Origin of the sequence: Paenibacillus sp. CH40 (assembly GCF_024213605.1) — a bacterium.
Classification (GTDB): domain Bacteria; phylum Bacillota; class Bacilli; order Paenibacillales; family Paenibacillaceae; genus Paenibacillus; species Paenibacillus polymyxa_B.
Genome location: NZ_JANAVQ010000001.1, coordinates 964819 through 976737, shown reverse-complemented (window position 1 = coordinate 976737; position 11919 = coordinate 964819). Strand labels below are relative to the sequence as shown.

11 protein-coding genes are annotated in these 11919 nt (G+C 48.4%); all 11 read right to left on the bottom strand.

The window, feature by feature from the left end:
• Positions 1–41: 41 nt before the first annotated feature.
• The gene (gene dinG, locus NLX73_RS04240; RefSeq protein ID WP_061829187.1) at positions 42–2909 is read right to left on the bottom strand and encodes an ATP-dependent DNA helicase DinG; all 2868 of its coding nucleotides are present in this window, start codon (positions 2907–2909) and stop codon (positions 42–44) included.
• Positions 2910–3064: 155 nt separating this feature from the next.
• A complete protein-coding gene (locus tag NLX73_RS04235; RefSeq protein WP_254325420.1) occupies positions 3065–3697 on the bottom strand; it encodes a tetratricopeptide repeat protein in 633 nt (210 codons plus the stop codon).
• 82 nt (positions 3698–3779) lie between these two features.
• Complete coding sequence (gene panD / locus NLX73_RS04230) at positions 3780–4163, bottom strand: aspartate 1-decarboxylase (RefSeq protein WP_013371641.1); 384 nt, start codon at positions 4161–4163, stop codon at positions 3780–3782.
• Positions 4156–5094, bottom strand: coding sequence for a pantoate--beta-alanine ligase (panC, locus tag NLX73_RS04225; protein WP_235309602.1), 939 nt, complete (start codon positions 5092–5094; stop codon positions 4156–4158). Before panC ends, panD begins: the two co-directional genes overlap by 8 nt.
• Positions 5091–5990 carry a 3-methyl-2-oxobutanoate hydroxymethyltransferase gene (panB, locus tag NLX73_RS04220; RefSeq protein ID WP_250261118.1) on the bottom strand — a complete coding sequence of 300 codons (900 nt, stop codon included), beginning with the start codon at positions 5988–5990 and terminating at the stop codon, positions 5091–5093. Before panB ends, panC begins: the two co-directional genes overlap by 4 nt.
• A gap of 345 nt (positions 5991–6335) precedes the next feature.
• Complete coding sequence (locus NLX73_RS04215) at positions 6336–7310, bottom strand: biotin--[acetyl-CoA-carboxylase] ligase (protein ID WP_250261117.1); 975 nt, start codon at positions 7308–7310, stop codon at positions 6336–6338.
• Entirely contained in the window at positions 7303–8625 is a 1323-nt protein-coding gene (locus NLX73_RS04210) for a CCA tRNA nucleotidyltransferase (RefSeq protein WP_250268697.1), read from the bottom strand. The genes NLX73_RS04215 and NLX73_RS04210 overlap by 8 nt, the downstream gene beginning before the upstream one ends.
• 55 nt (positions 8626–8680) lie before the next feature.
• Positions 8681–9844, bottom strand: coding sequence for an N-acetyl-alpha-D-glucosaminyl L-malate synthase BshA (gene bshA, locus NLX73_RS04205; protein ID WP_061829193.1), 1164 nt, complete (start codon positions 9842–9844; stop codon positions 8681–8683).
• Positions 9845–9929: 85 nt separating this feature from the next.
• On the bottom strand, positions 9930–10622 hold the full coding sequence (gene bshB1, locus NLX73_RS04200) for a bacillithiol biosynthesis deacetylase BshB1 (protein ID WP_061829194.1): 693 nt from the start codon (positions 10620–10622) through the stop codon (positions 9930–9932).
• On the bottom strand, positions 10619–11056 hold the full coding sequence (gene mgsA, locus NLX73_RS04195) for a methylglyoxal synthase (RefSeq protein WP_013310694.1): 438 nt from the start codon (positions 11054–11056) through the stop codon (positions 10619–10621). The genes bshB1 and mgsA overlap by 4 nt, the downstream gene beginning before the upstream one ends.
• Before the next feature lie 56 nt (positions 11057–11112).
• Positions 11113–11916, bottom strand: coding sequence for a 4-hydroxy-tetrahydrodipicolinate reductase (dapB, locus tag NLX73_RS04190; RefSeq protein WP_069289816.1), 804 nt, complete (start codon positions 11914–11916; stop codon positions 11113–11115).
• Positions 11917–11919: the final 3 nt, after the last annotated feature.

Below are 11919 nucleotides of genomic sequence, written 5' to 3'. Positions count from 1 at the left end.
TGCTCCCCCTAATTGTAACGAACATACTTAGTGTCCGTCCGTTATGCCTCGGTCTCCGGGGCGGATTGGAGCCATTCGGCGATGCGGGGCACCATTTGCTCCGATGGCATATGCTCCATTTTTGGTCCCGGTAACGAGTACAAAAAGTGCTTTCCGTAATAGGATTCGATCACACGCGTATCGTAAACGATAACGACCCCGTGGTCGCTCGCTGTACGAACCAACCGACCAAATCCCTGTTTGAAGCGAATGACCGCTTGTGGTACAGACAGCTTCATAAATGGATTCTTCTTCTGCTGCTGGAGCAGCTCGCTTTTTGCCTCCAGCAACGGGTGATTCGGCGGTTGAAATGGCAAGCGAACAATGGCTAGACAAGTCAGAGCCTTCCCCGGAATATCGACGCCTTCCCAGAAGCTGCTGGTTCCCAGCAATACAGAAGCTTTGGCTTCCTGAAAACGGCGGGTTAGCTTGCTGCGACTCCCACTGTCCACACCTTGTCCCAGCACAGTAATTTCGCTGGATGCTAAGGCCTCTTTGAGCGGCTCATACACTTGCCGGAGCATCCGGTAGGAAGTAAACAGAACGAGCATTCTCCCCCGCGTCGCCTGAGCAGTCGCTCCTAGAGAGCTAACGAGCATATCTACAAAGTGTGCATCTCCTACACTGCCCTTCACGCTTGGGAAATCCCGTGGAATGACCAGCAACACCTGATCCCTGTAATTAAACGGTGACGGGAGCTGCGAAGTCATCAGCCGCTCTTGATCTGCGGCTTCCTGCAAGCCGAGCTGATCGATCATGTACTGAAACGACTTATCTACCGATAAGGTAGCAGACGTCAGAATAATGCTTCTTTTTTTGTCAAAAAACATTTCTTTCAACTGGCGGCTCACATCGACAGGCACCGCATAAAATTGTAATGATTTACTGCGGAATTGCCCACTCGCTTCGAGCCAGTATACGGTTGTTTCATCATCGAGTCGCATAAAAAAGCGCAAATTTTCTCGAATCCCCGCCAGATCCTTGAGCAGACCCGTGATATCTGTAATAAGGCTATCCGCCGCATAATCGTCATGCTCTTCCTTGACGTCCAGCATCAGCTTGTCGCCCTTGCGCAAAATTTCACTCATCGTTACATATAGCTGATTTTCCAAAGCCCCCGCCTGATCCCACTTTGCAGGCTTGGCTGAAGGTTTGAGACGGGAAGAAAACTGTCCTGTTTCACCCGGTGTCGCATCGCTTCGCTCTGGCAACATGCCAAACAGCTTGTCGCTTAGCAGGTCCCAAGTTTCCTTAACCTCTAACACGAGCGGATACATCTGATCGATGGTTGAGGCCCAATCTGTCGACTTCTCGTGCCCCGATTTCGCCAACTGTTGACGAAGTGAAGGCAGTTGTCCATTCTTGCTGTCTTTGAACAGTCGCGTCAGTGTATGCACGAGTGTGAAATATTTCATATGCATACCTAGGTGCTTACCAGCTACTTCCTCCAGGTGATGGGCTTCATCAATCACCAGATGTTCATAGCTTGGCAACAACTGGTGACTAGCTTTGACGTCTGTAAACAACTTAGAGTGATTCGTAATAACAACATCCGCTATCCCTGCTTCATGGCGTGCACGATGATAATAGCATTTGCGGAACCATGGGCAAGAACGACCAAGACAGGACTCTGAATCACTCGCCACCGTTTCCCAGAAATCTCCACCACGGTTGCTCAGATTCAGTTCTTCATCATCACCGGTTTCTGTTAGCGTCAACCAGACGATCATCTGAGCAGCTGTAATTAAATCTTCCTTCGGTGTCGCGAAGTCTCTTCTATTTATTTTATGTTCAAACTTACGCAGACACAAATAATGTCCCCGACCCTTGAAAATAGCAGCCCGGAACGGAAACGGAATCACCTTGGTTAGCATCGGAATGTCGCGCTCGCGTAATTGCTCCTGCAGGTTGATCGTATGTGTACTTACCATAACTCGCTGTCCTTTTTTCACACTGTGATACAGCGATGGGAGCAAATAGCCGAGGGACTTCCCTGTTCCTGTACCTGCTTCGATCAGTAGATGCTTGTCTTCACTCAGTGCCTGATTTACACCCTCAATCATCTGTATCTGCGCCTCGCGCTCCTCATATTGGCTCAAGGATGAACGCAAATTGTCCCGCACATCATCCATGTACTCCTCAAAGGAAACACCTGACAGTGGATTCGGGTCATCTTCTCTACGCGGAGCAGCTAGCTCCGTCCAATCTTCCACTTTTAGCGCAAGCTGACGAAAAAACTGATGTCCCTCCAGATCCTGAATAGGATCAAGCTCTTTCTCTTCACGCACCCCATCAAGAAACCATCCAAGGTCACTGTCTTCCTCTGCAAACAAATCGCTAAGCCGCTGTATCGTTATCAAAGGTAATGCTTGAAGCTCACCCAGACACTTTAAAAACACCTCAGCCGTAGCCAACGCGTCGCTGTCTGCTTGGTGAGGGCGATCATGCGCCAGCCCAAACTCAGAAGACACAAAACCCAACTGATAAGAAGATAGCGATGGAAACATAATTTTCAGAAAATCCATTGTATCCAAGATTCTTCCGCTAAACGGCAAATATCCGCACCGATCCAGAGCGTTTTGCAAAAAATTAAAATCAAACGCCACATTATGACCGACCAGTACAACATCGTCCAGCATAGGCACGAGCTCCATCATCATTTCTTCAAGTGCAGGAGCATCCTTGACGTCATCGTCTGTAATTCCGGTCAACCCGGTGATAAAAGGGGGAATAGATCTGCCAGGGTTTACATAAGAGCCGTAAACACGGGAAATGCTGTTATCATGATCTATAATTGCAAGTCCGACTTGAATGATATCATCCGCGGACTGGGTGCCTGTCGTTTCAAAATCCAATACCGCAAATTTCATTCGGGCTAATCCTTTCTTATGACACTTACAAAAATAATAACTCTGTATATTAGCATAGCAGAAGATCGCCTGTTTGGAAATTAAGACAGCCAAAAAAGACGATGCACACGCCGCCTGAGAGGTGGGCATGCATCGTCTTGCTCGGTGTCTGACAACTACATCCAGGTCATCATGGAGCTGTCGTATCGAAGCTTTTCGGTACCGGACAGACAGGCTTCCATATTGTGCAGCGGCTCGGGTAACGCAGGATCGAACTGATGTGCGAGAGCAAAACATTTTTGCGCCTCCTCTACGTCAGCCTGCTTTGCCAACAGACAGCCTAGCGCATTATAGATGACCGCCTTCAGTCCTGCCTGCTCAGTCAGGTCCAGCACCTTCTGAAAATGGCATACAGCCTCTGCTGGATCATCTAGTTGAAAATAGGCCATTCCCATATACATGCGACTCTGCCAGCTGTTCGGAAAATCCTGTAGTACCTGCTCAAATTGTTGGATCGCCTCAGGGTACATGAGTAATCGATAATACCCTTGCCCCCGATTAAAAGCTGGCAGCTCTTTTTCAGGCAGCTCCGTGTCAGACATATCGGTCTCCGCGGAAAACCCGGCCGCACGCAGGCAAACCATTTTTTCCTCAAAGGCCAGCCACTCATCCATAATTCCGTCACTCATTCTCCGCAGCAGACTCCAGTGCTGTAGCAGCTCCTGCCTGCGGGAGCCCTGGGCTGATGGGTAATGCTTCACGATATCATCTAACATGCTGTTCATTTCTGCGAATACATGCTGGAACATGTGCATCCCGCCCTTATGAAAGATGGATTAATACACTCACATTTTTCGCTTAAAAGACGGGTTTCATCCGCACTCCCATTCATTACATGATCGTCGCGTGTACTTCTTTGTTCATCGTTTGGGCTGGTTTATTATGTTCATCAACAAATACCACTGTTGGTTTGTATGTTTTGGCCTCTTCATTCGACATGGAAGCATAGGAAATAATAATGACTGTATCACCAGGCTGCACCAAACGGGCTGCCGCACCATTGAGACAGATTACGCCGCTCCCACGCGGTCCGGGGATAACATAGGTTTCCAGTCGAGCTCCATTGTTATTGTTTACAATTTGAACCTTTTCATTCTCCAACAAATCCGATGTCTCCATGAGATCTTCATCTATAGTGATACTCCCCACGTAGTTCAGGTTAGCTTCCGTAACCGTAGCGCGGTGAATTTTGGATTTCATCATGGTTCTAAACATGGGAAAGCACCTCCGCATTCTGTATTCTTATATTGTCAATCAGTCTGGTATTACCAAATTTCACAGCCAGCGCTACGATGACGTCTTCCTGAACATCACATAGCCGCTGCTCGGGAAGAAGGGGCTCCAGACCGGGAAAAGTTAATATTTCAATGTAATCAATGTCTGCTAAAGGAGAGGAAGTAATGGTGGACTCCACCATTTGATGTAGCTGACGAATCGTAATTGTGTTTGTTACTATATCTTCGCTCACTTCTTGCACCTTACGCAGTGACTGAGACAGCACCAACGCCTGCTCGCGCTGTTCTGCACTTAAATACACATTACGGGAGCTGAGGGCCAAACCATCCGCCTCTCTGACGATGGGACAAGGTACGATAATCACGTTCATATTGAGATCAGTCACCATCTGCTGGAGCACAGCAACCTGCTGCGCATCCTTCATTCCAAAGAAAGCCAAATCAGGACCTATCATGTTAAAAAGCTTGGCTACCACCGTAGTCACACCATCAAAATGGCCTGGACGGGAAGCACCGCACAAACGATCTGTCAAACCGGATACACGAATTTTGGTTTGGGTTGGTTGTGGATACATTTCTGCTACAGTTGGCAAAAAAACAATATCCACGCCTTCGCGCCGCGCTACCTCCAAATCACGAGCTTCATCGCGAGGATAGCTGTCTAGATCTTCATTCGGTCCAAATTGAATCGGATTTACAAAAATGCTAAGCACCACCGTATCCGCCATTTCACGCGCCTTGTGCATCAAGCTCGCATGCCCTTCATGCAGGTATCCCATTGTTGGTACAAAGCCGACTTTATGTTGCTGTAAAGAGGTAGAACCGTGTACCTTTTTTGTTCCGCTTGTCCCAAGCTGCCGACGTTCAGCAATAATCTTACGCAGCTGAGCCACTTCCCTAACGATGATCATGATCGTGATTCCACCTTTTCCTTAGCTTGTTCCTGTGTCTGTCCTTTTGCCTTACCATACAGGGATTCCACAACTCGGTCATCCGCGCTGAACACATGCTCCGCGGCCGGAAATGCCCGCCCTTTTACATCACTCACATACTGCTCAATGCTGCTGCGGATCAAGCCGCCTACATCGGCATAGGTTTTAACAAAGCGTTTGCTGAAATAAGGCGATGCGTACTGAATCAGATCGTGATAAACGAGTACCTGACCGTCACATCCACGTCCAGCACCAATTCCAATGGTTGGAATGGAAAGCTCTTTAGAAATCGCTGCTGCCACTTCCTCAGTTACCAGTTCCAGTACAACGCCAAAAGCACCCGCCTGCTCCAGCGCCTTGGCGTCCGCCATTAACCGGCGTGCGTCCGCTTCGTCCTTGCCTTGAATGCGATAGCCGCCAATTTGATTAACCGATTGCGGAGTAAGCCCGATATGTCCCAATACAGGCACACCTGCCTGAACAGTTGCTTTTACAACATCAGCAATTTCAGCTCCGCCCTCCAATTTAACAGCATGCACATGTCCTTCCTGCATCAGACGGCGGATGCCCTGAAGACTTTCTGAAACGCTGCTGTGATATGTCATAAAAGGCATGTCCGCTACGATAAATGTATGTTCCGCGCCTCTTGCGACTGCCCGGGAATGGTACACGATATCATCCAAGGTTACAGGGATGGTTGAATCGTAACCAAGAACTACGTTACCCAGCGAGTCACCCACGAGAATCATGTCAATTCCTGCCTCCTCGGCTATTTTAGCCGATGGATAATCATAGGCGGTCAGCATACTGAGCGGAATGCCCTCTTGCTTCATTTTTTTCATTTTCACAATATTCAGTGCTTGTTTTCCTGCCATTGTAAATGGCTCCCTTCCATCTTTTTTTGGCACAAAAAATAACCTTTTATGAACGCCTGTACATCTGCGTCAACAAAAGGTCCGAACAGCCAAAAAAGACACTCATTTTGAGATCGTCCCTTCTGTCTCGGTCCTGTTCGGCTCAGAGCAGAATCCAACGTAACCTTCAAATGAAGTTATGATGGTCTTACAAACTTGCTAAAGTAGAGCATGTGCCCCTGGAGTGCAGCTCGGACCGTCCGATGCCGCCTCCTGCACAGTATAACAAAAAACATCAGCTTTTTCACGTGAAGTTTTGCACAGGGAATAGAACGATTTTGGTCGTTTTCATAGCTAGGGTTGCTTCTACAATTGTATATCCCCTGAAATGACCTGAATTCGCTCTCCCTGATCCGTTTCTACTACGAGTGCCCCGGAAGGGTCCAAGCCAACAGCTGTGCCTTCTACAGTTACCCCTTGTCCGGTATGTGCCCGTATGCTACGGTTCATAGTCACGGACAAAGCCTCCCACAGCATGGCTATAGGCTGAAACCCCTGCTCGGCATACAACTTACTTAGCTGTTCCATCTCTTCCAGCACTGAGGCGATCAGCACAGTACGGTCAATTTCACGCCCTGCTTCTATTTTCAAGGACGTTCCCACCTGCGATAACTCTTCCGGGTAATCTTCTTTATTTAAATTCACATCAATGCCAATCCCTGCAATACAGTATCGAACCCGTTGATCCTCTGTTGCAGATTCCAGCAGAATACCGGATACTTTGCGACCATGAATCAGCAGATCGTTTGGCCATTTGATACCAGCCTCCACACCCGTCAGCCGACGAATGGCCCTGCACACTGCTACACCTGTAAGTAGCGTTAGCTGGGGGGTAAAAGCCAAGGGCTGGGTAGGACGCAACACAATGCTCATCCAGACTCCTTTGCCACGAGGGGAATACCACTTCCGTCCCAAACGTCCCCGACCTGCCGTTTGTTCCTCTGCAAGCACTACTGTCCCCTCTGGCGCGCCCTCTTCTGCCAAGCGCATGGCATCTTGCTGAGTGGAAACCGTCGAATCCAGTACAACGATACGCTGGCCAAACGATTGAGTATTTAACATATCGGCCAATTTGGAGACTTGCAGCCGATCCGGTCGGGATATCAACCGATAGCCCCGACGCGAGGAGGCATCAATGTTGTAGCCCAACTCACGCAGTTTGTTGATCTGCTTCCATACTGCTGTTCGGCTAACCGAGAGGCGTCGGCTGATTTCCTCCCCTGATACGTAATCGGATGTACCTTCCTCCAGTATGCCTAACAATCTTTCATGATTATTCACTACTCATCACCCGTTTCGCTTCCTGAAGCAATGTTTCTGTTTCATTCGGAATATCTCCGCAGGCAACAGCTTGTAAAAGCTGTTCCATCATCTGACCCAGCCAAGGTCCGCCTGGTCGATTTATCGCCTGAACCAGTTCATTTCCTGTAATATTTAAATCTTTGATATGAACGACTACAGCCTGCTTTGTCCACGAGCTTGCCAGTTCGGCTGTTTTCGCCACATGCTTTTCTACCCACGGCGGTAATCCGCGGAATGAAGCAGGCAGTGTCTTGTAAAGATCAAGCCAGTCTGAAGCTGTATCTTTTCCCAGTCTAATTAGCAGACGAATCCAGCTACGACGCAGTGCCTCATCGTTGACAATGCCAGACTCCCCGGGATCGGAATCGCCAGCTATGGCACCAGCACTGTAGATTAATTCGGTCTCCCATTCCAGCAGATGAACCAGCCGAAGTCGTACCGCGTTGGAAAAGGTCCAAGCTCTTAGTAGCTCGTCCGCTGCCTCTGAGGTAAGTCTACAAGACATTAAGAGCAGGCCCCACCGCAGTTCTTCTTGCAGTTGAACGATCCCCTTGAGCGCCCATGCTTCACATTGTTCCCAAGGAACCGGAACCTTCGTACAACCGAGCAATCCGCTACGGCTCAGCATCTCCAACCCACGTAAAGGGTCAGGGCCCGCTAGCATCTTTTCCAGCTCGACCCGCACACGTTCCATGGCTATGTAACGAAGTCCCTCTTTGCGCCGAATCATGCCTTTCCAGGTGTTGTAAGCAACACGGAACCGAAACACAGAGGCAAAACGGATGCAACGCAGCATTCGTAATCCGTCCTCTTCAAAACGTTCCTCGGCTCGGCCTACACAACGAACGAGAGCGGCTCGTAAATCGGCTTCTCCTCCAAATGGGTCCACATGCTCTCCGTGTTCTGCCATCGCAATCGCATTCATAGTAAAATCCCGTCGCATCAGATCCTCACGGATATCCTTCACGAAGGCAACTTCCGTTGGACGGCGGTGATCGGCATAACCACTTTCTGTTCGAAAAGTGGTTACCTCGAACGCATGGCCACCCTGCATGACTGTAACCGTCCCATGCTGAATTCCTGTCGGAATGACGTGAGGGAATAGCGCTATGACCTGTTCAGGCTCAGCCGAAGTAGTCAAATCCATATCATGAATGGCTCTTCCTAATAGCTCATCCCGCACACAGCCACCGACCCAGTAGGCTTCGTGGCCTGCTGCGGTTAGTGTATGTATGACCTCTCTTCCATGAAATGCCATCTCTTGGTCAGCATATTGCCAAGTATTTGTATTCATAGGGTTTCCCCCTTTGCAAGTATTCAATATAAAAAACGGACGCGAGTCCGCCCTCTTAAACGCTGATCGGTTTAAGATCCGGCACCTCGCGTCCCAACACACGGTAATATATCTCTTCATATTGACGGGTAATCAGCTCATCACAAAAAACGGTACGGGCGCGGGTCAGACACGCTTCACGGAAACGTTCCGCCATCGCTTCATCGGACAACAGCTCTACTGCATAATCAGCCATTGCCTCAGTATTACCGATTTCAGCAAGATACCCCGTACTTCCATGCACAACGAGTTCAGGTACTCCCCCTGCCTGAGAACCGATGGTCGGCACTCCACAGGCCATTGCTTCCAGTGCAACCAGACCAAAACTTTCTTTTTCCGAGGGAAGCAGCAGCACATCCGCCATAGAAATCACTTCTGCGATCTGATCCTGCTTACCTAAAAAGAAGACCTTATCTTGCAGACCTAGATTCTCGATTTTGCAACGGATTTTTGGAAGATCCGGTCCTTCTCCCACCAACAGCAGCTTCGCAGGTACTTTACGTTGCACTTTTTCAAATATATCCAGCACATCTCCCACCCTTTTGACAGGACGGAAATTGGAAATATGCATCATTATTTTTTCATGCGGTTGGGCAAAATCTCTTCTAAGCGCCGCGGCATCTCGTGGATAATATACCCGTTTATCTACAAAATTGTAGGTTAAATCAATAGGTCGTGTAATTTCCAACGCATCTATCGTCTCCCGAATCAAATCCTTGGAAACCGCTGTCACAGCGTCACTTTTGTTAATAGCCAGCCGAATCAGGTCCTTCAACGACTCATCCTGTGCCAACACTGTAATGTCCGTACCGTGCAAGGTGGTTACCACCTTCAGATGATCACCCACCATTTCCTTTGCCAAGTAAGCGCATACTGCATGGGGTACCGCATAATGAACATGGAGTACGTCCAAATTCTTCATTTGTGCGACTTGGGCCATTTTGGTCGCCAGTGACAAATCATAGGGTGGATATCTAAACACGTAATAATCGTTAACTTCAACCTCATGATAAAAAATATTTTTCTGAAACGCCCCGCCTAATCTGAACGGAATGCTATTGGCAATGAAATGGACCTCATGCCCTTTTTCTGCCAGCAACTTACCCAACTCAGTAGCCACTACCCCGGAGCCACCCAACGACGGATAACAGGTAATTCCAATTTTCAATTTGTCATTCAAGCTAAGCTGCCTCCTTCCGCTCATCAGTGATAACTTTCCTGCCGATTTATTTTAACATTCTGCAAAATGCTCAAGTATAGAATTCTTATGTGAATAGCTTAACCAGATATGGCGTTTTGGACGCAAAGCCTTCTGCATACGAAATCAGTTTGCGTTGACCCAACAACGAGTCGCGAGCTTTTACGCGTTCCACATATCCCTGATTTAAGGGTGTGGATACTGTATCCTTTCCAGGTGCTGCCTGAAATTGCGAAGCATAACTCAACAAAGACCGTTCTTTGGCTTCATAATGCTCGGTGATATCCACAATCAAATCCGTTCTGCCAATATCATTAATAAAATAAAAATATAATTGCTCTACCTGTACCGCAGGATTTTCTGGCATAAAACGTCGCAACTTGGCGTTAAATACCGCTTCCTCCACTAATTTACTGCACATGACATGGTCTGGATGCCGATCCTCCCAATAAGGAGCAAATACGACTTTCGGTGCATGGCGCCGTATTTCTGCTGTAACTGCAGCTACATGTTCTGGAGTTACATATAATCCACGATCCGGCAGACCTAGATTCGTCCGCACGGCAAGTCCGAGTACTTTTGCAGCGTGTTCTGCCTCTGCCATACGAGTATCCACATCACCATTAGATGACATTTCAGCCCGCGTCAAATCGCAAACGCCCACCTTTAAACCAGCGGCTGTATGCTTGGCAATCGTGCCTCCCATTCCTATTTCTGCATCGTCGGCATGGGCTCCGAAAATCAAGATGTCCAGTGTCATTTTATATCACCTTGCTGGTCAATCCCCGGTTTATATTTATGTACCAGCTCACGCCAAGCAAAATCGCCACGGTCTAGCGCCTTAACCAGTATTTCAGCAGTTGCAACGTTGGTTGCCAGAGGAATCCCTTGTACATCACACAGACGTAACAGGGCGCTAATATCCGGCTCATGTGGCTGGGCCATAAGCGGATCACGCAAGAATATAATCAAGTCCATGTCATTTTGTGCAACCATAGCCCCGATTTGCTGATCTCCTCCAAGCGGCCCGGACATGAAACGGTGAATTTGAAGCTTGGTTTGCTCCATAATGCGCAGACCTGTTGTACCTGTTGAAAATAACTGGTGATCTGTAAAAACATGCTCATAGGCCGTTATGAAATTTACCATTTCATCCTTTTTTCGGTCATGCGCTATAAATGCAATCTTTAACATTCAAAGTTCCTCCTGCCTCATTCTATAATTTCGTTCGTCAAATCATTCGCGTATTCTTAATCGATGTAATGCTCAAATCCATACACAAGCCCTGGCTGCTCCATGACCTTCTGAATACCGATTTTAACACCCGGCATATAGCCCGCTCGTTCATAAGAATCCTGACGAATTTTCAGAGATTGTCCAAACCCTCCGAAGATTACTTCTTGCTGTGCGAACACACCGGGAAGACGGACACTGTGAACACGGAACCCTTGATAGTACCCCCCCCGTGATCCTTCTAACGTTTCTTCCTCTTCCGGGTTACCCTGTCGTAGCTCTTCACGCTGTTCGGCGATCAACTCTGCGGTCTTAATGGCTGTGCCCGATGGCGCGTCCAATTTTTGGTCACCATGATATTCGATGATTTCCAGATGTGGGAAGTATTTCGCTGCCTGAGCCGCAAACCGCATCATCAAAATGACTCCAATCGAAAAGTTCGGCGCGATCAGACCACCAATTTGCTGCTCACGACACTGCTTGTCCAGTTCATTAATCTGTTCGGGGGTAAACCCTGTCGTTCCGATAACCGGACGTACTCCATACTTGATAGCAAGCGCTGTATGTGCGTACGCAAAACGCGGCCCCGTAAAATCGACCATGACATCCGCTCGACTATCCAGTAAAGCCTGCTCCACGTCCTCCACAATAGCGATACCCGCTTCCGGTAATCCGACGAGAAGGCCGGCATCACTGCCGGCATGTGTTCTGTTCACTGCGGCCACAAGCTGTAGTTCCTCATCCTGAAGAACCAATTTGACAACTTCACGGCCCATACGCCCTGCTGCTCCTACAACAGCCACTTTTATTGGTTCTGACATATC

What these genes read in the sequence shown, in the direction of transcription:
- dinG (WP_061829187.1), bottom strand. Translation starts at nt 2,909, where the DNA reads ATGAAATTTGCGGTATTGGATTTTGAAACGACAGGCACCCAGTCCGCG.
- NLX73_RS04235 (WP_254325420.1), bottom strand. Translation starts at nt 3,697, where the DNA reads ATGTTCCAGCATGTATTCGCAGAAATGAACAGCATGTTAGATGATATC.
- panD (WP_013371641.1), bottom strand. Translation starts at nt 4,163, where the DNA reads ATGTTTAGAACCATGATGAAATCCAAAATTCACCGCGCTACGGTTACG.
- panC (WP_235309602.1), bottom strand. Translation starts at nt 5,094, where the DNA reads ATGATCATCGTTAGGGAAGTGGCTCAGCTGCGTAAGATTATTGCTGAA.
- panB (WP_250261118.1), bottom strand. Translation starts at nt 5,990, where the DNA reads ATGGCAGGAAAACAAGCACTGAATATTGTGAAAATGAAAAAAATGAAG.
- NLX73_RS04210 (WP_250268697.1), bottom strand. Translation starts at nt 8,625, where the DNA reads ATGAATACAAATACTTGGCAATATGCTGACCAAGAGATGGCATTTCAT.
- bshB1 (WP_061829194.1), bottom strand. Translation starts at nt 10,622, where the DNA reads ATGACACTGGACATCTTGATTTTCGGAGCCCATGCCGACGATGCAGAA.
- mgsA (WP_013310694.1), bottom strand. Translation starts at nt 11,056, where the DNA reads ATGTTAAAGATTGCATTTATAGCGCATGACCGAAAAAAGGATGAAATG.
- dapB (WP_069289816.1), bottom strand. Translation starts at nt 11,916, where the DNA reads ATGTCAGAACCAATAAAAGTGGCTGTTGTAGGAGCAGCAGGGCGTATG.